This window comes from Roseateles sp. FW305-36, assembly GCF_058787015.1.
Window position 1 is genome coordinate 112,277 of sequence record NZ_JBYSZK010000009.1, and the last position, 21,300, is coordinate 133,576.

A 21,300-nucleotide genomic window follows, 5' to 3' on the forward strand; every position below is an offset into this window, starting at 1 on the left:
CGGGGGGATATTCACGAGGCCGCGGTCAGCGCACGGGGGGCCAGCGCCTAAAAGCTCACGGGCGAGTCCACCGCGAGGCCATACCCTCGTCGCCGGCCATGCAGAATCCCGGCATGCCGCCGCGATGTTCCTGGCCCTTTGCCCGTCGCTTGATGGTCGCCGCCGCCCTCTGCATCGCCGGCATGGCGCCGGCCGAGCCGCCGCTGGTGGGCGATGCCGACGGCGACGCCGGCGCGCTGCGCGAGCTGGCCCGGCAGGCGGCCCAGTTGGAGGAGCGTGGCCAACGCCAGCAGGCCCTGCGCCTGTTGCGAGAGCTGGCGCGGCGCACCGATGAACAACGGCAGGCCGAGCGCGCGCGCATGGCCGTGGCGCTGCGCGAACGCTTTGCCAGTGAACGGCAGAGTCAGCAGCTGGAGCGGCTGCGGCTGGAGGCCGAGCGGCGCGACGCCGAACGGGGCACCCAGGTCGCCGCCCAGCGGTTGACGGTGGCGCTTGGCGTCACGGCATTGCTGGCCTGTGCGGTGCTGGCCCAATGGCTGCTGCTGTCGCGCCGCCGTCTGCGGCTGCTGCGCGGCAACCGCGCGCTGCTGCAGGAGCACAGCTCGCGCGATCCGCTGACGCAGCTGTTCAACCGCGGTCATGCGCAGCAGGTGCTGGACGGCCTGCAGGCCCGGGGGGTGCCGCAAGGCGCGATGCTGTTGCTGCTGGACGTCGATCACTTCAAGCGCATCAACGACAGCCACGGCCATCCGGCGGGCGACGCCGTGCTGCAGGAGCTGGCCCGACGCCTGGGCGCGCTCGTCCGCGATGGCGACCTCGTTGCGCGCTGGGGCGGAGAAGAGTTCCTGCTGCTGCTCAAGCCGGGCGCCAGCGATGCCGGCACCTTGGCATTCATTGAGCGGCTGCTGTCGACCGTGGCCGGATCGCCGTTCGTTGCCGGCACGGTACAGCCGCTGGCGGTCACCGTGTCGGCCGGCGTGGTGAGTTGGCCGGCATGGGCGCAGCAGCCCTGGGCGGATGCGCTGGCGAGCGCCGACGCCGCGCTCTACCGCGCCAAGGCCGGTGGCCGCAACCGCGCCCTGCAGGTGCAGGTGGACGGTCCCGACGCGGCCCCGCGGTGGATCGAGGTGCTCGGGCCCGCGCCGGCTGGCCGGGAAGGTGACGCATGAGGCGCGGTGACTGGCGGGGCTGGTTGCTCCAGGCCGGGTGCTGGGCCCTGCTGTTGGGCGCGCCGGTCGCTGTGGCGCAGGACGACGCCGCGCGCACGGCTGCCGTGCAGGCGTTGCTCGACGACTTCAACCAGCGCGGTGCCGGCCCGGCCGACGAAGCCTTGCAGCGGCTGCGTGACGCCGGCCCGCCGCCTGACGATGCGCCGCAGGCCCTGCGCCAGCGCTACTACGCCGCCGTGGCCGCTCAGGCGCGCGCCGTGCCGGACGCCACAGCCCTGCGCGCCTCGCTTGCCGTGCTGCAGGTGATGGCCGCCCGCGAGGGCTGCGAACCCTGCGCCACCGAGTTGCTGCTGGTGTCGTTGTACGAGGCCCTCGGCGAGCACAACTCCCCGCGCATCCGCGAGCTGCTGGCCCAGCTGGCGGCCAGGCCGCCCGTCGGCTCGCCCAAGGATCGCTTCAACGTCGTCTATGCCCAGTCACAGGCGCTGGAACGCCTGGGCGATGCCGCGGCTGCGCTGCAGGCGGGCCTGGAGGCGGCTCGCCAGGCCGCCACCAGCGGCAGCCCCATGGACAAGCTGCGCAGCCTGAACCAGCTGTCCAGCGTCCACATGCTGAGGCGCGACTTCGGTGCCGCGCTGCAGAATCTCGACGAGGCCATGGCTCGCGCCCGTGCCATCGGCAATCAGCAATATGTCGTCTCGCTGCTCATCGACCAGAGCTATGCCTACGCCTCCACTCACGACCGTCGGCGCGAGTTCGTGGCCCTGCAGGAGGCCTTGAGCCTGGCCCGGCGCATCAAGGACGAAGGCTCCGAGCTGGTGGCCCTGAACAACCTCGCCCACTACTACAACGGCGACCCCGGCACGCATGCCAAGGCCTACGCCCACGCGCTGGAAGGCGAGAAGCTGGCACGTCGTCTGGATGACACCGTCATGGTGGCCTTCACGCGGGTGAACCGTGGCGTGGCGATGGTGCACCTCGGCCAGGCCGAGGCCGGCATCGCGCTGGCGCGCGAGGGCGTGGCCACGGTGCAGGGCTTGAACATGCCGCTGGAGGCCACCGACCTGCTGGAGCAGTTGTCGATTGCCTATGAGGCCGCCGGCCGCTACGGCGAGGCCATCGCGACGCTGCGCGAGCAGCAGCAGTCGCTGGAGCAGGTCGCGCAGCGCCAGAACGACACCGCGGCCCAGGAGCAGCAGAGCCGCTTCGATGCCGACCGCCGCGCGCTGGAGATCGAGCGGTTGGAGGTGCAACAACAGCGTGACACGGCCGAGGCGACCGCACGCGCACTGCAGCAGCGTGCGTGGGGCGTGGCGGCGTTTGCATTGCTGCTCGGCGGAGTCCTCATTGGCCGCGGCCTGATGCAGGTGCAGCGGCGCAACCGCCGCCTGCAGGTCGCCAATGACCAGCTCGACGCTCAGGCCAGCCGCGACGCGCTGACCGGCGCTTTCAACCGTCGCCACGCGGAGCAGCGCCTGGCCGCCGAGCCGGCGGCGGCCATGGGCCTGGTGCTGCTCGATGTGGATCATTTCAAGCAGGTCAACGACCGTCACGGGCATGCGACCGGCGATGCCGTGCTGCAGGCCGTCGCGCGGCGGCTGCAGGACGGTCTGCGCGGCAGCGACGCATTGGTGCGCTGGGGCGGCGAGGAATTCCTGCTGATGCTGCCGGGCTGCGAGGCCGATGCGCTTGAAGGGCCGGTGGCACGGGCGCTGGCGCGGCTGGGCGGCGGGCCGGTGACGCTGCCCGATGGCACGACGCTGACCGTGACGGCATCGGCCGGCGCCAGCGTGTGGCCGGCGCATGCGGGCCAGCGCTGGCAGGACGCCGTCGGGTTGGCCGACCAAGCCCTCTACCTGGCCAAGCAGGCGGGCCGCAACCGCGCGGTCTGCGTCATGGCGCTGGCGGACGGGGCTGTACGCGACGCGGCGCGCCACGAGCGGCTGCGCACGGCATTGTCCGAGGCAGGCGCTGCCGGGGACGCCGTCCTCGCCACGGTGCCCGGCCCCCAGGGCTGAGAGGCTCAGGAGAGACGGCTCAGCTCGGCCAGCAGCTTGGCGCGGGCTGCCGGGTCGTTGACGGCCTCGGCGAGCCGGTTGAAGAACACCGCCCGGCTGTCCGTGCCGGCGGCGGCACGCTTGATCAGCACCTTGGCGATGGGGCCGACGTACCTGCCCAGCACGACCTGGGCCTTGTCCATGACGGCTTCGTTCAGCGGGCCGCCAATCATGGTGCCCCCGGCAGAACCTGCGGTGGCGCCTTTGGAGCTGCCGTGAGAAGAAGGCGAACCGGCCGTGCCACCGCCCGCCGTGCGGTGGTGGTGGCCGCCGGTGACCAGGCTGGCCTGGCCCAGGAAGGCGTCGCGGGCACGCGGGTCGGTCACCTGCTCGGCGAGCTTGTTGTAGAGCTCGTTGATGTCGTGGCATTCACGCGCGGCGCGGCGCACCAGCACGCTGGCCAGCGGGCCGACATGCCGGGCCAACGTCATCTCGGCCTGGTTGAGCTGGGCCTTGTCCCAGTGCGAGGGCGTCGGCGCACTGGCGGTACCGACCGAGCCCACCGAACCGGCCGTTCCGGGCAGAGAGGTGCCCGACAGCGACGGCGGCGCATGCGTCGGCGTGGCCAGGGGCTGGGCGGGTTTGGCGCGCGCCGGCGCCAGCATGACGGTCTTTTCCCAGGACGAGTCGTCGATGACCTGGCCGATGCCGGCGGTCAGCGCCTGCTTGAATTCCTCGGCGGTGGCATAGCGGTCGTCCGGGCGCTTGGCCAGGGCGCGGGCGATGATGGCGTCGAACCAGCCGGGGCGCTCCACGCCTTCCACCGTCGACGGTGGCTGGGGCATGTCGTTGACGACCTTGTACATCAGTGCCTCGGTCGTGCCGGCAAAGGGCGCGCGGCCGGTGAGCAGCTGGTAGAGCACGACGCCGGCGCCGTAGATGTCCACGCGCCGGTCCATGGGCTTGCCGAGGAACTGCTCGGGCGCCATGTGGCTGGGCGTGCCCACCATGTAGTGGGTCTGCGTGAGGTTGGTGCTCTCGATGCGGGCGATGCCGAAGTCGGCCACCTTGAGCCGCCCGGCCGTCGTCATGATGATGTTGGCGGGCTTGATGTCGCGGTGCCAGACGCCCTTCTCGTGGGCGTGGTCCAGGGCATCGAGCAGTTGGCTCATGATGCCCGGGATGTCGGTGTCGGTGAAGCGGACCTTGGCGCTGAGGTAGCTCGCCAGGGACCTGCCCTCGACGAACTCCATGGCGATGTAGGCGACGTTCTCGTCGCGGCCGAAGTCGTAGACGGCGACGATGCCGGGGTGCATCAGCCGGCCGGCGGCCTGGGCCTCGTTGCGAAAGCGCGAAGCCGGCGCGCCCGGGCTGTCGTCGTCCGCGTCGAGCTGGGTGCGAATGGTCTTCAGCGCGACGGTGCGCTGGATGTCCGGGTCGAAACCCTTGTAGACGACACCCATCGCGCCTTCACCGAGAACCTCGGTGATGCGGTACTTGCCCAGCTGCGTTGGGTGCTTCTTGTCGCTCATGCAGTGGAATGACTCAGGAATCCAGCAGCTTCATGGCCTGCACCACGCTGGCGCGCATGCGGGAGAAGGAATCGGACAGGGTGGCGATCTCGTCCTTGCCGCTGGCCTGGAACTCGGGCGCGTCCAGGTCGCCCTGGCTGACGCGGTCGGCCAGGGCCGACAGGCGGGTGACGGGGCGCACCACCAGCATCCACACCATCAGGTTCAGCACGATGCCGACGGCGACGAAGACGCCGATCAGCGAGGTGATGAAGACCTTGAAGGTCTGGTCGGCACGCTGCAGCGGCACGCCCAGGGGCACGGAGACGATCTGGGCGCCGATGACCTCGTTCAGGTTCCAGCCGAAGCCGTTGGCGGGGCCGTACTTGGCGACCATGGTGGCCGGCGCCGCCTCGACGCTGCTGTGGCAGGCCAGGCAGGCGGGGTCGGTGATGCGCAGCGGGCGGGCGATGTAGAGCGACGGGCCGGCGGGGGTGTCGCGGACGCCCGTCGTTTCCTTCAGGTCGGCGGCGCTCCTGAATTGACCCACGATGTCGACTTCCCAGCTGGTGGCGCGGTCGCGCGGATTGGTCGGGTTCAGCGTTGCCTCCTTGTAGGCGAACTCGGGGTGCTTGGCCAGCAGAGTGCCCAGGACCTCGGTGGCTGAATAGCTCGGCACCGTCTGCGGCAGGAACTCGTTGGTCATCTGGGACACGAGCAGCGGCTTGATCTGCGTGTTCGTGTAGGCGCGCACGGCCAGCGCCTTTTCCATCAGCATGCGCGCGCTCTCGACGACCTCCTGCTGGGCGTTGTTCTGCAGCAGATTGCGGGCGATGTAGCCGCTCAGCGCAATACCCAGGCTCATGACGAGCAAATAGACCAGATTGAATTTGGCGAGCAGTTTCATGGTGAATTTTTCCCCGAGGGCGGCAATGGTAGTGCGCCCATGAGGTTGAGTGGCTTCGTGCTTGCGCGCGGTTCCCGGTGCAAATCCACAAAAAAAAGGGCGCCCAATCGAAATCGGGCGCCCTTTGAAGGCTGGTCGGGTCATCAACCCTTCACGCAGACCACCTGCTTGAGCGTGTGCACCACGTCCACCAGCTCGCGCTGGGCAGCCATGACGGCGTCGATGTCCTTGTAGGCCGCGGGCGTTTCATCGATGACATCCTTGTCCTTGCGGCATTCGACGCCTTCGGTGGCGGCGCGGTGGTCGGCCAGCGTGAACTGGCGCTTGGCGTCGCCGCGGCTCATGACGCGGCCGGCGCCGTGGGAGCAGCTTTCGAAGCTCTCCGCGTTGCCCTTGCCGCGCACGATGTAGCTGCGCGCGCCCATGCTGCCCGGGATGATGCCCAGCTGGCCCTGCTTGGCGCTGACGGCGCCCTTGCGGGTCAGGTAGACCTCCTGACCGAAGTGAACCTCTTTCTGCACATAGTTGTGGTGGCAATTCACCGCCTCGATATGGCTCTGGAAGTTCTTGCGGATGACCGTCTTCGCGGCCTCGATCACGCGCTTCATCATCAGCTCGCGGTTGATAGCCGCAAATTTCTGCGCCCAGCTGACCGAGCGGACGTAGTCGCCGAAGTAGCGGCTGCCTTCCTCGAAGTAGGCCAGGTCGCGGTCCGGCAGATTGGCCTGGTGGCGCAGCGCGTCCTGCTTGGCCAGCTCGATGAACATCGTGCCGATGAAGTTGCCTACGCCGCGCGAGCCGGAGTGCAGCATGAACCACACGGCGCCGGCTTCATCCAGGCAGACTTCGATGAAGTGGTTGCCGCTGCCCAGCGTTCCCAGGTGCTGGATGTGGTTGGTCTTGGCCAGCTTGGGGTAGTCGCGGCAGAGCTCGGTGAATTCGGGCTCCAGCTGCGCCCAGGCCGTGTTGACCGAGCCCGGCGGCTTCTGCCAGGCGCCGGGGTCACGGCTGCCGGGTTGGCGGCCGTGGGGCACGGCGCGCTCGATGGCCGCGCGCAACGGTGCCAGGTTGTCGGGCAGGTCCTCGGCCGTCAGCGTGGTCTTGCAGGCCATCATGCCGCAGCCGATGTCCACACCGACGGCGGCCGGGATGATGGCCTTGACGGTGGGAATGACCGAGCCGACGGTCGCGCCGATGCCGAAGTGCACGTCCGGCATCGCGGCGATGTGCTTGAAGACGATGGGCAGGCGGGCCGCATTGGTTAGCTGGCGCTTGGCCGAGGCCTCGACGGGCACGCCCTGCGTCCACAGCTTCAGCGGGACGCCCCCGGGGACGTCTTCGTGGATGTGTTGGGGTTCCATGATGATTCTTTCTATCAATAGGTCAGGTGATCGAACACCGCTTCCACCATCAACGGGAATGGTGCGCAGGTGTTGGAAAGCGTCTGTTCGACCCGATCCAGGAAATGAGGGAGCAGCAGCTTTGTCGTGAATGCCGTCTTGGTTGCGGGGGCCTGCAACCAGCTTTTGAACACCGCCTGCAGCTGCGGTCGATCAGTCGCGAAGGCGTTGCTGATCCAGTGATCGCGCCAGTAGCCCCAGTAGGTGCTCTCGACGAAGCGGATCGTGGATTGCGGGCTCTGGTGTTGAGTCCAGTGCTGCAGCAAGGGCTCCAGCGCAAGGCCGGCGTAGTCCGCCATCACCAGCAGGGCGAGCGGGTCCTCGAGGTCGTACCAGATGCCCTCGGTTGCCCATTCGCCGCGCAGGCAGGCGTCGAAGCAGGCCAGCATGAAGGCGTCGAGCACGGCGCGTTCCTCCGTGCTGAACGCATCAACGGGACAGCGTCCAACACGATCAAGAGCCAGCTCGATCGAATGATGGGTTTCCTCGCCGGCCGCCAGCAATTCCAGCAAGCGCGGCAGCAGGTATTTCACCTCGTCGGCCGGCTGGCCTTCGACGCACTTGGCACCGGTGCTGTATTCGTAGAAATGCAGCCGCTTCAACTTGCGCAACGGCACGGCACGCATCTCGCGTTCCAGCTCCTCATCCATGCAGCACACGGTACAGACGTCCAGCGGCTGGCGGGGTGCCGTGTAGGCGCCGAACACGTCGTAGGCGCGCCGCACGGCCGCTTGCAATAACGGCGTGGTCATGGGTTTCTCCTTGAAATGAAGCCCCGCCGGCCAGGCCGGCGGGGCGGCACTCAGCGGAGCTTCACCAGCCCGTTGAGCACCTGGTCCAGACCTCCGAACACGGAGATCTTGTCGATGCGCTCGGCCACGCGTTCCAGCGTTTCCAGCTCCTTCAGGCGCAGGGCGACGGGGTTGTCCTCCATCACCTTGGCGGTGTTGAGCAGGGCGCGCGTCGCCGCGGTTTCTTCGCGGCGGCGGATCACGTTGGCCTCGGCGGCCTTGCCGGCCTCCACCACCTGGGCGAGGATGGTCTTCATCTCACCCGGCAGCACGATGTCCTTCACGCCCACGCCGTCCAGCTGCAGGCCGTAGCCCGCCAGCTTCGCGGTGACCTGGGCGGTCACGACCTCGTCGATGACCGACTTGTTCTCCAGCAGCTCGTCCAGCGTGCGGGTGCCCACCGCCGCACGCAGCCCGAATTGCAGCTCGCGGTAGAGGTGGTCCGCCGGCTTCGGCAGCGCCTGAAAGGCACGCAGCACGTCCGTGTAGCGCCAGTTCGCCGCGAGGTTGAGCCGCAACGCGACCTTGTCACGGGTCAGGATTTCCTGGCCCGACACCTCCAGCGCCTGCAGCCGCAGGTCCACCAGCTCCACGGCCACATTGCGGCCAAACTTCCAGAACGCGTGCGCGCCCGGCTCCAGCAGCCGCTCGACCTTGCCGTCCACGCGCAGCAGGCCGGCGCCGTGTTCGGGCACCTCGACCTGCAGCACGCCGGCCAGGCCGGTCACCGTGCGCGGGCGCAGTTGCGGCTGGGCCAGGCGTGCGGCCAGGGCAGCTGGCAGCTCGGCGGAGGCGCGCAGGTCGATGACCTCGACCTGCACGTCCACCAGGCCGCGCCAGTACAGGCGCCGCGTGGACGGTGGCAGAACTTCGACCAGCACGCCGTTCTCGGTGCGCAGGCCGGCCTGGTGCTCGTTCAGCTCGACGCGCAGGAATTCCGCCTCGACGACCTCGGGCTCCTTGGCCATCAGATAGTCGGTCAACGGGTGCACGAAGGCCGGCGCACCGATGTTGAAGAGCTCGACCTTGAGCTCGTCCATGCCAGCGAACAGCCAGTGCGTGCCCGGTTGCAGCACGCGCTCGAAATCGCCATTGCGCAGCAGCAGGCCGCGCTCGTTCTTCTTCACAGTCACACGCTTGATCGTCATGGTGTTCTCCTTGTGGTGACGCGTGTTGATGGGATGAGGGTGCCGTTACAGGGACCCGTGCGGACGTCGGATGCCAGGGCCCCGAGCCACGCTGCGCGTCGAACGCCCCCTCCCTGAAGGCGCTCTCGGCTGGTCGTGGATGCGAAGCCCCGCTTGCCCGGCGCACAAGCGCGGGCCGCTGATGCGCGGTCCGGTCGAAGCCGGGGCGCACGTTCGGCGGGTGGTCTCTCGACCGGTTTGAAATAGCGTTCAAGGCTAGGTTTGGAGCGGGATTCGAACCCGCGTCAGACGAATTAGGAATTCGTTGCTCTACCCGACTGAGCTATCCAGTGGTGACGAAGCCGGGAGTCGAACCCGAACCCTTGCGGGGCAACCGTGCTTCGCCGTATCGACCGATTCCGGCAGGGCGGCATACGCCGCGGCGACAGGCGATGAAACCTGGCCACGGCGCACCGGCGGGGCGTTTGAACCCCGGCCTGTGAGCCTTTGCCTTCTTCGGCAGATTCGTTGCCGCCTCAGCTGAGGCGAGATCCCTTCGGCAGGCGCGCGGCCAGCCAGTCGTGCACGTCGGCGCGGATGTGCCGGCCCTTGAGGATGAAGTCCTCGAAGCGGCTCGGCACAAAGGGCGCGAACAGCAGCGGCATGCGAGCCTCGTCCGGCGTGCGGTCGGCCTTGCGCGAATTGCAGGCGCAGCAGGCCGCGACCGTGTTCATCCAGCTTAAACGCCCGCCACGGCTGGCCGGCACGATGTGGTCGATGGTCAGCGCGCGAGCATCGAACGCCACACCGCAGTAGGCGCAGGTGCAGCGGTCGCGCTTGATGACCTTGCCCTTGCCGTAGACCGGCGTGATGTCGAAGAGATTGAGCCTCGACGAGCCGCGCAGGGCGATGATGGGCGGTACGGCCAGGACCGACTGGCGGCCCGTGGCAGTGTTGATGCCGCCGCGCATGATGGCGAGCGGCTGATCGCCGGCGGACCAGATGACCGCATCGGTAGCGACCAGGCAGGCGGCCTGCTCCACTGAGATCCAGGCCTGCGGGAGGCCGGTGATGTCCAACTGCAGAACGTCGTGCATGCTGACCTCCTTTCTTGGGCTAAGCACGATGGATGAATGGCAGGGGCGGCAGGACTCGAACCTGCAACAGGCGACTTCAAAGGCCGCTGCTCTACCGTTGAGCTACACCCCGGCAGAAGGCGCACTAGCGCCGATAGTGGTGACGGTTCACGCCGTCGAAAGCAGCCGCTGTTCAGGCAGCAGCGCTTGAAACGACCTCCGGGAGCCGCAGGGGCAGCGGTCGTCGCGGCCGAGCTTCTCGACCAGCTCCTTGTGGCCATGCACGACGCGGTCGCCGCGCTTGACCTGGGTCTCAGACGGGAAGCCCTTGCGGCGCTTGCTCATCGTCTCGAAAGCTGTGGGTTTGGGTTGCGGTCTTCTTCATGATGGCCTCCGGTTGGTGTTGTGGTGCGCTTGGGGGTAGCCGACCGGATTCGAACCGGTGCTGCGAGGGTCACGACCTCGAACCTTGGACCTCTAGGTGACGGCCACCCCCAAGCGCACGTAAGAAATTGGCGCCGCCAGCGGGTCCCGACCCCGCGACCTCCGGTTCGACAGACCGGCGCTCTTCCAACTGAACTATGGCGACAAGAAGAAACGGTTGGTCCGGGTGGCACGAGTTGAACGTGCAGCCACCTGCTCCCAAAGCAGGCGCTCTACCTGGTTGAGCTACATCCGGATGATTGAAAGAAAGGTTGTCGGTAACGGGTTCCGACGCCGCCCAATCGTTGCGGCCGGTTTGCGCCTTTCGAAGCGTGAGCTCGACGAAAGGCTTCGGGTTGAAGGGTGGTACCGCGTGCGGGAGTCGAACCCGCCTCTTCGGCTTGAAGGGCCGAGGACCTCACCGGAAGTCCAACGGGGCATGGACTCGACGCTCGGATTCAAACCGAGGAGGGCGGACGCCAGCGGCTTTGCAGGCCGCCGCCTTCGATCACTTGGCTACGTCGAGATATGGCGCCTCGTGAACGATTCGAACGTCCGACATCCGGCTTCGTAAACCGGCGCTCTTGTCCACTGAGCTAACGAGGCAAAAACAAAGTCCATCTCGGCTGTGTCCACACGCGACGCGACTGGCTTGCGCAAACCAGAGTTGCGTCGCTGCACGCGACAGGCGGCCGCCCGAGCGCACATGCACACCGGGCCGGCCGGTGCTTGTGCGTGGGCACACCCGAGATGGGGCAGGGGAGCCGAGGCCTAGCCTCGGCGCCTGCCAGTTGTGAGCGCTGCACGGGCCTGAGCCGGCGCGGCGCTCGGTGCGAGTTGTTAATGAGCAGGCACTGCGCAGGCGCAGCGGCGTCGGGGCAGCCCCGGCGCTGTGTTCGGTTGAACAGTGGAAAAAGGAAAGGCCCGGTTCCTTGGCAGGAGACCGGGCCTCGAATGAGCGTGGAAGGTCGGCGTCAGCCGGGTCCTTCACCCGATAGGTTGGCGTCATCAGTCTCACGACCGAAGTCGTGTGCATAGGCGACCGGCAGGGACAGACCCTGCAGCTTCGATTTCTGGCCCCGCGCCATCGACGCGGCATCGCATCGGCTATGCAAGCCGATGGGGACGATGACGGTGGCGAGATGGCGATTCATGGCAGAAAAAGCGGTTCGGTCGTCGGTGGGGTTGAGTGGAGAAGCTCAGTTCTCCTGAGCGAATATGCGCATTGTTAAGAGTTTTCACTTCATCGTCAACACCTAGAATTGGTGTGAAGTGTTTTCACAACACCGTGTCGCAGCCGTATCACGTGTCCAGTCCAGCCACCATCCGCCGCCTCAACGCCATCGCGTTGTTCCAGTCCTTTGCCGAGGAGCGCATCAACGCTGGCGATCCACCCAAGGGCCTGGAGGCGGCATGGGCGACGCGCATCGGCGTCAGTGGTGCGACCTGGTCCATGGCCAAGAGCGGCGCGCGGCCGCTGGGTGACAAGCTGGCGCGGCAGATCGAGCATCTGTGCGGCAAGGAAGCCGGTTGGCTCGATGAAGAGCGTGAGCCCACCGGCCTGACGCCGGCTGAGCAGCAGTTCCTGGCGCAGGCGCTGAAGGTCTACCGCGGCACCAACAGCGATGGCCGCAAGAAGCTCAGGCAGTGGTTGAAGGACTTCGGCAACTAACGAAGGCCGAGGCGCGACAGCTTCTTGATCAGGCCGACGCGCGACACGCCTAGCTGACGCGCCGCCTCCGACTGATTGCCGCCCGCTGCGCTCATCGCGTCCTGGATCAGGCGACGTTCCAGTTCGTTCAGCGCCGCATCCAGCACGCCGGTGCCTGCCGCAGGCTCGGCACCGCGCTGAGGCTCCGAGCTGTCGCCCGTCGCCAGTCGCAACAGCTCGGTGTCGACTTCGTTCTGCTCCGGCAGCAGCAAGGCGCCGGCCGATTCGACGATGGCCTTGAGTTCGCGCACATTGCCGGGCCAGTCTCTTGACGTCACCCAGGCGAGCGCACCCGCCGAGAAGCGCGCCTGCGGAGCGCCGCGCTGCAGGAATCGTGCGGCCAGCAGCGGCACGTCGGCCATGCGTTCGGACAGCGCCGGTGTGCGCAGCACGACGCCCTTGAGGCGGTAATAGAGGTCCTCGCGGAAGCTGCCTTCGCGCACCATGGCTTCGAGGTCGCGATGGGTGGCAGCGATGACGCGGGCCTCGGCCTGCTTTTGCACGCGGCCGCCGACGGGAACGAAGGTGCCCTCCTGCAGAAAGCGCAGCAGCTTGACCTGCATGGCCGGCGGCATCTCGCCGACCTCGTCGAGGAAGAGCGTGCCGCCATGTGCCGCTTCGACGAGGCCGGGCTGGTCGCGGTAGGCGCCGGTGAAGCTGCCCTTCATGTGACCGAAGAGTTCGCTCTCCAGCAGCTCGGCCGACAGCGCACCGCAGTGCACGACGATGAAGGGGCCGTCGCGGCGCGGGCTGCCCTCATGCAGGGCGCGGGCCACCAGCTCCTTGCCCGTGCCCGTGGGGCCCAGCACCAGCACGCTGACTCGCGTCGGCGCAACGCGGCGCACCATGGCGCGCAGCTGCTGCATGGGCGGCGTCTGGCCGACGAGGCCGAGGTCGTCGGCGCCCTGCTCGGCGCGCAGCCGGGTCAGCTCGGCCTCCAGCCGCGATTTGCGCAGCGCGCGGGCAACGACGAAGCGCAGCAGGTCGGGGTCGATGGGCTTGGTGATGAAGTCCCAGGCGCCCAGCTCCGCCGCGCGCAGGCTCAGCTCATGCTCGCCATGGCCTGTCAGCACGACGACGGGCACGCCGGCGAGCCGCGGGATCAGCTCCAGGCCACGCTCCGGGTCCATATGCGGCGGCATGGCCAAGTCCAGCAGCACCAGTTCGGGCCGCCGCTCGGCGAAGCGGGCCAGGGCGGCATCGCCGTCGCCGGCGATGTCGACCTCGTGGCCGAGGCTGCGCAGGAAGTTGCCGCCCAGGCGCTGGAAGGCTGCTTCGTCGTCGACGAGCAGCACGCGGCCGGTCTCAGGGGTTGAGGGGGTCATGGGGAAAGCTCAGCGTGAAGCAGGTGCGCCAGCCGGGGCGCTCGGTCAGTGCGGCCGTGCCGCCGTGCGCGGCCATCACGCGGGCGACGATGGCCAGGCCGAGGCCGGTGCCACCGGGACTGCGTGAGGCGAAGGGTTCGAACAGCCGCTCGCGGATGGATTCAGGCACACCGGGGCCGTTGTCGCAGACGTATAGGCGCAGCCCGTCGGCGCTCCGCTCGGCGTCGACATGGACGGCGCTGCCGCTGGCGGTGCGGGCGTTCTCGACGAGATTGGTCAGCGCCTGCTCGACGCGGCGCGCGTCCAGCAGCGCAGGCAGCGGCTGCTGCAGGCCGGGGCCGATCTCCACCTCGGGCTGGCGGCGCGCCACCGTCTGCACGAGGGTGGTGAGGTCGACCTCGGTAGGTGCCAGCTTCCAGGGCTTGGCGTAGTCCAGCAGGTCGCGCGTCAGATGCGCGATGCGGTCGACCTGCTCGGCCACCTCGCGGCGCGTGTCGCCGGGCGCCATCGCCACGGCCATGGAGATGATGTTGAGCGGGTTGCGGATGTCGTGGGCCACGGTGGCGGCCAGGGCGCCCAGTTCGGCGAGGCGGGCCTGCAGCTGGCGCTCGCGCTCGCGGGCCGCGAGCTGCTGGGCCTGCTCGACGCGCATGGCGGCCTCGAGCACCAGGCTGCCGAAAAGCTCGGCCAGGTGACGCTGGCCCGGGGGCGCAGCCGACCAACCTTCCAGCTCAAGCCGCCAGGGCGATCTGCGGCAGTTCAGTCGAGGCAAGGTTGGCTCGACATCGGCGTCGAACACCACCTCCACCGGCGTCCCCAGGCGCTGGCTCAGCAGCTTGCCGGCCAGCTCGCCCAGTTCGGCCAGCGTTTCGGCCGGCAGCAGCGCCTCGCGCCAGGCTTGCAAGTCGGCGGCGGAGGCTTCGCCACCCGGATAGATCAGTCGCTGCACAAAGCGCCGCACCGGCCCGCTCAGTGCCAGGCAGCCGGCCGCCACGGCCACGCCGCTGAGCCAGCGCGACTCGAAGGGCAGCAGCAGCGGCATCAGGCCGACGATGCCGACGCCGACGGCCAGCAGCAGCGTCCACACCAGGGCGCGGCCGGCCCAGGCATTGGCGACGAACACGCCCCAGCGCAGCACGCCGTAAACCAGAATGACGGGGTAGAGCGGCAGCAGCAGCAGAGGCACCGGGAAGACCGGCACCTGCAGCAGCACCAGGCCGTAGCCGCTCAGGCACAGCAGCCCCCACAGGCAGGAAGCGGTGACGGCGGCAATCTGCTGACGCGCCGGCGGCTTTGCCATGGCCAGGCCACGCAGCAGCACCGCCACGCCGGCGATGCCGAGGATGATCCAGGCGATGCTTGCCAGCCAGCCCAGGCGGCCGGCGATGAAGATCCAGCCGACGCCGTCGCTCCAGGTCAGATGCCCCGGCTGGCCCAGCAGCGAACACAGCGAGGCCACGGCGCCCAGGGCATAGGCCGTCGCCACGCCGAGGCGGCCCAGCGGCACGCGGCAGAACACCACGCAGAAGTGGAAGAAGAAGGTCGAGACGAAGGGCGCCATCGACACCAGCCGCAGGGCCACCGGCTCCGCGCTCGGGCCCCACCAGTTGGGCAGCTCGTTGCCCGTGATCCAGATGGCGATGCCCACCAGGAAGGTCGCCAGCAGCCGGCCGCCGGCCACCCGGTCCGACCACCAGAGCAGCACGCCGGCCAGCACCAGGGTCTCGAAAAGCGAGAAGCCCATGGCGAAGCGGATCAGCAGCATAGGGTGTTAACGAAGTTGACAGGTGGGGTGGTCGGCACTGTATCCGAGGTATGCGGATTGCCGTGGTGATTTCAATGAAATCAATCACTTAGGGTGGAAATTCGGGCTGGCACGCTTGTCGCGATGGAGGGGGTATGAAAGCCGCCAAGCCCCTCGACATCTCCGCCCTCATCGGCCCCGCCGCCTGGGCCCGCCTGCCCGCCGCCGTGCAGCGCCGCTTTGCTGCCGGCCACGCCGAGGCGACCTACCGCGGCCTGATGGACATGCGCTGCTCGGCCCTGGGCCGCGTGCTGGCCTGGCTGGTCAAGCCGCTGAAGAGTCCGCTGGCCGCCGCCAATGCCAACGGCGTGCCGACGACGGTGCGCGTGCGGTCCGTCGGCGCTGGCGTGGTCTGGGAGCGCAGCTTCGAAGGCGGCGTCGGCCGCGTGTTCTCGACCAAGGAACTGGATGCCAACGGCCGCCTGCAGGAGCGCACCCGCGGCGGCCTGGGCATGGCGCTGGATGTCTTCGAGCACGAGGGCGCCCTGGTGTTCCAGAGCCACCGCTACTTCCTCGACCTGGGCCCGTTGCGCCTGGTCATGCCCCGCCTGCTCAGCCCCGGCACCTGCCGCGTCGAGCACCGCGACCTGGGCAACGGCCTCTTCCGTTTCACCCTTTCCATGACTCACCCCGTCTGGGGCGAGACCTTCCACCAAACCGGCGTGTTTGTTGACCCCTCGCCCAGCTTCTGAACGCCGGCAAGTCTGGTCGGTCCTGCAGACCGCGCTGCGGCAGTGCCACAGCTCTTCGGCAGGCACGACAAGTCCACAGGACTTGCCGTGTCCGGCCTCAGCCCCCGAGGGGATGGCGACACCTGCCGGATTGACCAGCAGGTGTCGCCGAAGGCGGGCCGGCTCGGGAGCGGCCCGGCGCTCGGCCCGCAACTTCACATCACCAAGGACAAACGACATGAACATCCTCTTCACCCTGCTCAGCGTCCAGGCCGTCATGGGCGCCTTCGACAACCTCTGGCATCACGAGCTGGAAGCCAAGCTGCCGCAGCGGCCTTCGGCGCGGCGCGAACTCACGCTGCACACCATCCGCGAGGCTATCTACGGCGTGGTCTTCATCGGCCTGGCGTGGTGGCAATGGCAAGGGCTGTTCGCCGCGCTGTTGGCGGCCCTGCTGGGTGTCGAGGTCGTCGTCACGCTGGCCGACTTCCTGGAGGAAGACCGCAGCCGCAGCCTGCCGCCCTTCGAGCGCGCGCTGCACACGCTGCTGACCATCACTTATGGCCTCTTCCTGGCCGTGTTCGCGCCGGTGCTGTGGGCCTGGGGTCAGGAGCCGACGCGGCTTCAACCCGTCGCCAATGGATGGTGGGCGCCGGTGCTGTCGCTGTACGGCGTCGGTGTGCTGGCCTGGAGCCTGCGCAATCTGATCGCCGTGCGCCGCCTGGCCAGGATGCCGGTGCCGACGACGACGCAGCCGGCCTCGATGCGCCGCCAGGGCGCCGTCCTCGTCACCGGCGCGACCGGCTTTGTCGGCCAGGCCGTGGTGGCCGAGTTGTGTCGGGAAGGCCGTCGCGTCATCGCGTTGTCCCGCGACCAGCGCCAGGCGCGCGGCCTGTTCGGACCTGGGGTCTGGGTGATCGATGACCTGGACGCCCTCCCGTCCGAGACCCGCATCGACGCCGTCGTCAACCTGGCCGGCGCCCGCGTGCTGGGCATGCCGTGGACGGCTGCGCGCCGCCGCACGCTGATGGGCAGCCGCGTCGGCATCACGCAGCGGCTGGTGGCGCTGATGCGCCGCCTGGAGCAGCGCCCGCGGGTGCTGGTCAGCGCCTCGGCCGTGGGCTTCTATGGCGCGGTCAACGACGGCATGCCGTGCACGGAAGCCAGCCTGCCCAGGCCGGGCGAGTTCCAGTCCGATCTTTGCGCCGCCATCGAGCACGAGGCGCGCCGCGCCGAGGCTCTGGGTGTGCGCGTCGTGAGGCTGCGCTTCGGCGTCGTGCTGGGCCGTGAGGACGGTGCCTATCCGATGCAGGCCTTGGCTGCGCGCTCGGGTCTGGGCGCAGTGCTCGGCAACGGCCAGCAGCCGGCACCCTGGTTGCATCGCGACGATGCGGTCGGCCTGATCCGCTTCGCGCTCGACCAGAACGAGCTGTCGGGTCCCGTCAACGCCGTCGCGCCGGAGACGCCGCGCCAGGCCGACTTCGCCCGCGCTCTGGCTGCCTCCTTCGGGCGCCGCGCCTGGATGCGCGCGCCGGCCTGGCCGCTGCGCTTGCTGGCCGGCGAGATGTCGACCCTGCTGCTGGATGGCCAGAACGTCGTGCCCGCTGCGGCCCTGGCCGCCGGCTACTGCTTCCGCCACCCGACGCTGCAGGCCGCGTTGGACGACCTGGCTGCGCGGCATGATGCCGGCCATGAACTTGTCGTCCCTTGACCGCTGCAACGACGCCAGCCAGCGCCCACCGCGGCTGCGTCGTGACATCAACCTCGGCACCCTGGCCGAACTGCCGCGCGGCTCGACCGGCTGGCGCGCCAGCCATGCCGAGCAACTCGCGCTGTTGAAGGCCGACGGCCACGAGGCGGTGCAGATCTGGCAGCCCAGCGCCGAAGCTGCGCAAGCCGCCCGCGACGCCGGCCTGGCCGTCACCGGCATCTGCCGTGCGCTGACGCCGCCCGACGTGGACGCCATCGTGCGCGAGCAGCGCGACCTCGGCTGCGAGATCACGACCCTGCACGTCGGCAATTCCTTCGAGACCGATGCCGAGATGGATGCACTTGCTGCGGCCGTGCTGGAGACCTCGGCCCGCCACGCCCACCCGGTCTATGTCGAGACCCATCGCGGCACCATGACCCAGGACCTGCGCCGCACGCTGGACCTCGTCGAGCGTTTCCCGGCCCTGCGCTTCAACGCCGACCTGTCCCACTGGTACACAGGCCACGAGTTGACCTATGGCGGCGAGTTCTACGACCGTGCCGCCCGCCTGCAGCCGGTGTTCGAGCGCGTGCGCTTCCTGCATGCCCGCGTCGGCAACCCTGGCTGTATCCAGACGGGGCTCGACGACCCGGGCGACTACCTCGGCCACTTCCGCTGGATGTGGCAGCGCTGCTTCGAAGGCTTTCTGCGCGGCGCCGGACCTGGCGACTACTTGAGCTTCAACGCCGAACTGCTGCCGCAGAAGATGGGCGCCGACTTCTGGCTGCACTACGCCCAGCCGCGCCGCGAACTGGTGGGCGACGCGCTGGGCGGCGAGCCCAGCGATCGCTATGACGATGCGGCCCGCTTGTGGCGGATCGCGAACGAATGCTTCGAGGCCGCGCGTGCGGCCGTGGCGGCTACTTAGCGGCGGCCTTCTTGTCGAAGTCGCCGGCCCAGGACCAGTTGGCCTTGTCCGGAGCTATCCAGCGCTTGATGGCGGCGTTGACCTGTTCCAGCGTCAGCGCCTCGCCGCGCGCATCCAGCTCGGCATTCCACTTGAACTGGCGGCCGCGCTCGAGATGGCCGGCGATGGCACCGGCGACGGCGCCGTCTTCGCTGCGCCAGGTGTCGGCCTGGGCCTTCATGGCGCGCTTGGCGGTGTCGAGCTCGGTCTGCGTCAGGCCGTCGCGCACGAAGCGGGCCAGCTCGTCGTTCAGCGCCGCCTCGACGCGAGCGCGGTTCTCCGGCGCAAAGATGGCGTAGATGTCGATCTGGGCGCGCGGCTCGAAGCTGGACGCGTTCAGCCAGGCGCCGGCACCGTAGGACACGCCTTCCTTCTGGCGCAGCCGGGTCAGCAGCCGCGAGTCGAAGCCGCTGGCGCCCAGCACATGGGCGGCGATGCGCAGGGCCGCATAGTCGGCGTGGTCATCGGTCATCGGCAGCAGCAGGCCGCCCAGCACCATGGCATTGGCCTTGTCCTTCAGCGTCGCGCTGAGCTTGAGGCCTTGCACGGCCGGCAGGGGCATGCTCAGGCGGGCATAGGCCTGAGGCGCCGTCCAGTCGCCGAACAGGCGTGCGATCAGCGGCTTGACCTCGGCGGCGTCGAAGTCGCCCACCAGCACCAGCTCGCCGTGGGCGGCGCCGAAGAAGTCGCGGTGGAAGGCCTGCAGCCTGGCAGGGGTCACGGCCTTGACCGCGGCGATGTAGTCCGGGAAGCCAAGGAAGGCGCGCGGGTCGTCGGCCGGATAGGCGGCGGCCAGGGCCTGCTGCAAGGCTTGCGGCGCGATGCCCTGCGGCTGCTGGGCCATCTCCTCGAGATTGGCGACCTGCTGGCGCACCATCTGCTCGACCTCGCTGGCCGGGAAGACGGGCTCGCGCAGCACTTCGGCCATCAGGCCCAGGGCCTCGGCGAGCTGGCCGCGGCGGCTGCCCAGCGACAGGCGCGCGCCTTCGGTGGCGCCGCTGTTGGACGAGAAGCGGGTCTTCAGGCGATCGAAGCTGTCGCTGATCTGGGCGCGGGTGTGCTGCTTGGTGCCCAGGGCCAGGGCCTCGCCAATGAGGTTGGCTTCGGTGCGCTTGCCGCGCAGGGCCTCCAGCGTACCGTACTGCAGGTTCAGCGCCACCTCCACCGTCTCGCCGCGCGAACGCTTGGGCACCAGGGCGACCTTGAGGCCGTTGGGCAGCTGGTAGCGCTCGGTGCGGCGGTCGAAGTTGGCGGGGCTGGTGTCGAAGACCTCGCCGGCGGCGACGGCGGCCTTGGGTACATAGTCCTTCAGCGCATCGGCGGCCGGCACGGCCACGGCCAGCGGCGACCGCACCGGCGCCGCGGTGGCGAACAGTCGGCCCAGCGAGCGGTTGCTGGGCAGCACCCATTTGCGCAGCGTTGCGTTGACGTCGTCCAGCGTCGCGGCTTCGATGCGGTTGCGCATCAGGAAAAGCAGGCGCCAGTCGCCGGCGGCGATCGCTTCGGACAGGGTCACGCAGAGCTGCTGGGGGTTGGCCATCAGGTCGTCGAAGCGCTGCGTCCACTGCGTCTTGGCCCGCTGCAGTTCTTCGGCGGTGACGGGCTCCTTGGCCAGGCCTTCCACGGTGTCGACGAGGATCTGCTGGGCGCGCTCGACGTCGTTGTCCTCCTTCAGCACCAGGCCGAAGTTCAGCAGCCCGGGCTCGGCATTGCGGCCGGGCCAGCCGAAGGTCTGCGCCGCCAGGCCGGGCTCGACAAGGCGCCTGTGCAGGCGACCGGTGGGGACGTCGGCCAGGGCGGTGACGGCGACGTCGAAGGCCGCGTACTCCGGGCTGGCCAGCGGCGGGATGTGATAGCTGATCAGCAGGCCCTGGTTGCCCGAGGGCCGGCGCAGCGTGACGAGGCGCTCGCCCTCCTGTACCGGCTCGACGGTGTAGGTCGGCATCAGCTTGCGCGTGGGCTTGGGCAGGGCACCGAAGACGCGCTGCACCTCGGCCAGGATCTTGGTGGCGTCGAAGGCGCCGGCGACGATCAGCGTGGCGTTGTCGGGTTGGTAGTGGCGCTTGTAGAAGGCCTGCAGATTCGGGATGTCGACGTTCTCGACGTCGGAACGCGCGCCGATGGTGCTGCGGCCGTAGGCATGCCACTGGTAGGCGGCGGCCTGGGTGCGCTGCACGAGGATGCCGATGGCGTTGTTCTCGCCGGCTTCCATCTCGTTGCGCACCACGCTCATCTCGGTGTCGAGGTCGCTCTTCAGCACCTTGGCACCGGTCATGCGGTCGGCTTCCATGCGCAGCGCCCAGCTCAGGGCTTCGGCATTGGCGGGGAAGGTCTCGAAATAGTTGGTGCGGTCGACATTGGTCGAGCCGTTGAACTGCATGCCGCGCTTGGACAGTTCGGCGCCGACATTGGGGAACTGCCGGGTCGTCTTGAACAGCAGGTGTTCCAGCAGATGGGCCATGCCCGTTTCGCCATAGCCCTCGTGGCGGCTGCCGACGCGGTAGGTCACGTTGACGGTGACGGTGGGCTTGGTGGCGTCCGGGATCAGCAGGACCTGCAGGCCGTTGGGCAGCCGGTACTCGCGGATGCCCTCGGCCTCGCGCACGGGCGGCAGCGGGGCAGCGGCGGGCGCGGCCGCGGCAAGCAGGGGCAGGGCGAGGAGGAGGGCGGCGTGGCGGGGATGCAGGCGCATGGCGGAGGCCGGAGTCAAGGGGGTGGCCAGCATAGCCAC

General features: G+C 68.9%; 17 protein-coding genes and 8 tRNA genes. 6 read left to right on the forward strand and 19 right to left on the reverse strand.

Translation table 11 applies throughout. From position 1 onward, the window contains the following. Positions 1–113 precede the first annotated feature (113 nt). Together AC3WOE_RS17725 and AC3WOE_RS17730 are read left to right on the forward strand one after the other, a co-directional pair. On the forward strand, positions 114–1,169 hold the full coding sequence (locus AC3WOE_RS17725; protein WP_492692287.1) for a GGDEF domain-containing protein: 1,056 nt from the start codon (positions 114–116) through the stop codon (positions 1,167–1,169). After that, on the forward strand, positions 1,166–3,187 hold the full coding sequence (locus AC3WOE_RS17730; RefSeq protein ID WP_492692288.1) for a diguanylate cyclase: 2,022 nt from the start codon (positions 1,166–1,168) through the stop codon (positions 3,185–3,187). Before AC3WOE_RS17725 ends, AC3WOE_RS17730 begins: the two co-directional genes overlap by 4 nt. A gap of 5 nt (positions 3,188–3,192) precedes the next feature. Here the strand turns inward: AC3WOE_RS17730 and AC3WOE_RS17735 are convergent, their stop codons facing one another. From AC3WOE_RS17735 to AC3WOE_RS17810, 16 genes are all read right to left on the reverse strand, one after another. Continuing rightward, positions 3,193–4,698, reverse strand: a complete 1,506-nt coding sequence (locus AC3WOE_RS17735; RefSeq protein ID WP_492692290.1) for a serine/threonine-protein kinase — start codon at positions 4,696–4,698, stop codon at positions 3,193–3,195. A gap of 13 nt (positions 4,699–4,711) precedes the next feature. Continuing rightward, positions 4,712–5,584 (reverse strand): c-type heme family protein, encoded by an 873-nt coding sequence (locus AC3WOE_RS17740; protein WP_492692291.1) that lies wholly within the window; start codon positions 5,582–5,584, stop codon positions 4,712–4,714. A 143-nt stretch (positions 5,585–5,727) separates the two neighbouring features. After that, on the reverse strand, positions 5,728–6,945 hold the full coding sequence (locus AC3WOE_RS17745) for an RtcB family protein (RefSeq protein WP_492692292.1): 1,218 nt from the start codon (positions 6,943–6,945) through the stop codon (positions 5,728–5,730). Positions 6,946–6,959: 14 nt separating this feature from the next. Next, on the reverse strand, positions 6,960–7,736 hold the full coding sequence (locus AC3WOE_RS17750) for a hypothetical protein (RefSeq protein WP_492692294.1): 777 nt from the start codon (positions 7,734–7,736) through the stop codon (positions 6,960–6,962). A 50-nt stretch (positions 7,737–7,786) separates the two neighbouring features. After that, entirely contained in the window at positions 7,787–8,923 is a 1,137-nt protein-coding gene (locus AC3WOE_RS17755) for a slipin family protein (RefSeq protein WP_492692295.1), read from the reverse strand. Between the two features lie 262 nt (positions 8,924–9,185). Continuing rightward, positions 9,186–9,251: transfer RNA gene (locus AC3WOE_RS17760), tRNA-Arg, on the reverse strand. Positions 9,252–9,438: 187 nt separating this feature from the next. Next, positions 9,439–9,999: an HNH endonuclease gene (locus tag AC3WOE_RS17765; RefSeq protein ID WP_492692297.1), complete on the reverse strand. Its 561-nt coding sequence runs from the start codon at positions 9,997–9,999 to the stop codon at positions 9,439–9,441. 37 nt (positions 10,000–10,036) lie between these two features. After that, positions 10,037–10,111: transfer RNA gene (locus tag AC3WOE_RS17770), tRNA-Gln, on the reverse strand. Positions 10,112–10,146: 35 nt separating this feature from the next. Next, positions 10,147–10,323, reverse strand: a complete 177-nt coding sequence (locus AC3WOE_RS17775; protein WP_492692299.1) for a hypothetical protein — start codon at positions 10,321–10,323, stop codon at positions 10,147–10,149. Between the two features lie 70 nt (positions 10,324–10,393). Then, a tRNA-His gene (locus tag AC3WOE_RS17780) sits at positions 10,394–10,471 on the reverse strand. A gap of 20 nt (positions 10,472–10,491) precedes the next feature. After that, positions 10,492–10,567: transfer RNA gene (locus AC3WOE_RS17785), tRNA-Asp, on the reverse strand. Positions 10,568–10,580: 13 nt separating this feature from the next. Further along, positions 10,581–10,657, reverse strand: a tRNA-Pro gene (locus tag AC3WOE_RS17790). Between the two features lie 108 nt (positions 10,658–10,765). Continuing rightward, a tRNA-Glu gene (locus AC3WOE_RS17795) sits at positions 10,766–10,840 on the reverse strand. 1 nt (position 10,841) lies between these two features. Beyond that, positions 10,842–10,927 (reverse strand) — tRNA-Cys (locus tag AC3WOE_RS17800). 3 nt (positions 10,928–10,930) lie between these two features. Then, positions 10,931–11,007, reverse strand: a tRNA-Arg gene (locus AC3WOE_RS17805). 368 nt (positions 11,008–11,375) lie between these two features. Then, positions 11,376–11,555: a hypothetical protein gene (locus tag AC3WOE_RS17810; RefSeq protein ID WP_492692300.1), complete on the reverse strand. Its 180-nt coding sequence runs from the start codon at positions 11,553–11,555 to the stop codon at positions 11,376–11,378. A gap of 113 nt (positions 11,556–11,668) precedes the next feature. Here AC3WOE_RS17810 and AC3WOE_RS17815 point away from each other — a divergent pair, with 113 nt between their 5' ends. Next, on the forward strand, positions 11,669–12,073 hold the full coding sequence (locus AC3WOE_RS17815) for a hypothetical protein (protein WP_492692301.1): 405 nt from the start codon (positions 11,669–11,671) through the stop codon (positions 12,071–12,073). Here AC3WOE_RS17815 and AC3WOE_RS17820 read toward each other — a convergent pair. Further along, entirely contained in the window at positions 12,070–13,437 is a 1,368-nt protein-coding gene (locus AC3WOE_RS17820) for a sigma-54-dependent transcriptional regulator (protein ID WP_492692302.1), read from the reverse strand. The two genes, AC3WOE_RS17815 and AC3WOE_RS17820, sit on opposite strands and share 4 nt — an antisense overlap. Then, a complete protein-coding gene (locus AC3WOE_RS17825; protein WP_492692304.1) occupies positions 13,418–15,202 on the reverse strand; it encodes a sensor histidine kinase in 1,785 nt (594 codons plus the stop codon). The genes AC3WOE_RS17820 and AC3WOE_RS17825 overlap by 20 nt, the downstream gene beginning before the upstream one ends. Before the next feature lie 134 nt (positions 15,203–15,336). Here AC3WOE_RS17825 and AC3WOE_RS17830 point away from each other — a divergent pair, with 134 nt between their 5' ends. The 3 genes from AC3WOE_RS17830 to AC3WOE_RS17840 all read left to right on the forward strand — a co-directional run bounded on the left by AC3WOE_RS17830 (position 15,337) and on the right by AC3WOE_RS17840 (position 18,530). After that, positions 15,337–15,933 (forward strand): DUF4166 domain-containing protein, encoded by a 597-nt coding sequence (locus AC3WOE_RS17830; protein ID WP_492692305.1) that lies wholly within the window; start codon positions 15,337–15,339, stop codon positions 15,931–15,933. Positions 15,934–16,150: 217 nt separating this feature from the next. Continuing rightward, a complete protein-coding gene (locus tag AC3WOE_RS17835) occupies positions 16,151–17,623 on the forward strand; it encodes a TIGR01777 family oxidoreductase (RefSeq protein ID WP_492692307.1) in 1,473 nt (490 codons plus the stop codon). Beyond that, a complete protein-coding gene (locus AC3WOE_RS17840; RefSeq protein WP_492692308.1) occupies positions 17,604–18,530 on the forward strand; it encodes a hypothetical protein in 927 nt (308 codons plus the stop codon). The genes AC3WOE_RS17835 and AC3WOE_RS17840 overlap by 20 nt, the downstream gene beginning before the upstream one ends. On the opposite strand, the gene AC3WOE_RS17845 is transcribed toward AC3WOE_RS17840, so the two are convergent. Further along, positions 18,523–21,261: a M16 family metallopeptidase gene (locus tag AC3WOE_RS17845; RefSeq protein WP_492692309.1), complete on the reverse strand. Its 2,739-nt coding sequence runs from the start codon at positions 21,259–21,261 to the stop codon at positions 18,523–18,525. The genes AC3WOE_RS17840 and AC3WOE_RS17845 overlap by 8 nt on opposite strands. Between the last annotated feature and the right edge of the window lie 39 nt (positions 21,262–21,300).

What these genes read in the sequence shown, in the direction of transcription:
- AC3WOE_RS17725 (WP_492692287.1), top strand. Translation starts at nt 114, where the DNA reads ATGCCGCCGCGATGTTCCTGGCCCTTTGCCCGTCGCTTGATGGTCGCC.
- AC3WOE_RS17730 (WP_492692288.1), top strand. Translation starts at nt 1,166, where the DNA reads ATGAGGCGCGGTGACTGGCGGGGCTGGTTGCTCCAGGCCGGGTGCTGG.
- AC3WOE_RS17735 (WP_492692290.1), bottom strand. Translation starts at nt 4,698, where the DNA reads ATGAGCGACAAGAAGCACCCAACGCAGCTGGGCAAGTACCGCATCACC.
- AC3WOE_RS17740 (WP_492692291.1), bottom strand. Translation starts at nt 5,584, where the DNA reads ATGAAACTGCTCGCCAAATTCAATCTGGTCTATTTGCTCGTCATGAGC.
- AC3WOE_RS17745 (WP_492692292.1), bottom strand. Translation starts at nt 6,945, where the DNA reads ATGGAACCCCAACACATCCACGAAGACGTCCCCGGGGGCGTCCCGCTG.
- AC3WOE_RS17750 (WP_492692294.1), bottom strand. Translation starts at nt 7,736, where the DNA reads ATGACCACGCCGTTATTGCAAGCGGCCGTGCGGCGCGCCTACGACGTG.
- AC3WOE_RS17755 (WP_492692295.1), bottom strand. Translation starts at nt 8,923, where the DNA reads ATGACGATCAAGCGTGTGACTGTGAAGAAGAACGAGCGCGGCCTGCTG.
- AC3WOE_RS17765 (WP_492692297.1), bottom strand. Translation starts at nt 9,999, where the DNA reads ATGCACGACGTTCTGCAGTTGGACATCACCGGCCTCCCGCAGGCCTGG.
- AC3WOE_RS17775 (WP_492692299.1), bottom strand. Translation starts at nt 10,323, where the DNA reads ATGAGCAAGCGCCGCAAGGGCTTCCCGTCTGAGACCCAGGTCAAGCGC.
- AC3WOE_RS17810 (WP_492692300.1), bottom strand. Translation starts at nt 11,555, where the DNA reads ATGAATCGCCATCTCGCCACCGTCATCGTCCCCATCGGCTTGCATAGC.
- AC3WOE_RS17820 (WP_492692302.1), bottom strand. Translation starts at nt 13,437, where the DNA reads ATGACCCCCTCAACCCCTGAGACCGGCCGCGTGCTGCTCGTCGACGAC.
- AC3WOE_RS17825 (WP_492692304.1), bottom strand. Translation starts at nt 15,202, where the DNA reads ATGCTGCTGATCCGCTTCGCCATGGGCTTCTCGCTTTTCGAGACCCTG.
- AC3WOE_RS17830 (WP_492692305.1), top strand. Translation starts at nt 15,337, where the DNA reads ATGAAAGCCGCCAAGCCCCTCGACATCTCCGCCCTCATCGGCCCCGCC.
- AC3WOE_RS17835 (WP_492692307.1), top strand. Translation starts at nt 16,151, where the DNA reads ATGAACATCCTCTTCACCCTGCTCAGCGTCCAGGCCGTCATGGGCGCC.
- AC3WOE_RS17840 (WP_492692308.1), top strand. Translation starts at nt 17,604, where the DNA reads ATGAACTTGTCGTCCCTTGACCGCTGCAACGACGCCAGCCAGCGCCCA.
- AC3WOE_RS17845 (WP_492692309.1), bottom strand. Translation starts at nt 21,261, where the DNA reads ATGCGCCTGCATCCCCGCCACGCCGCCCTCCTCCTCGCCCTGCCCCTG.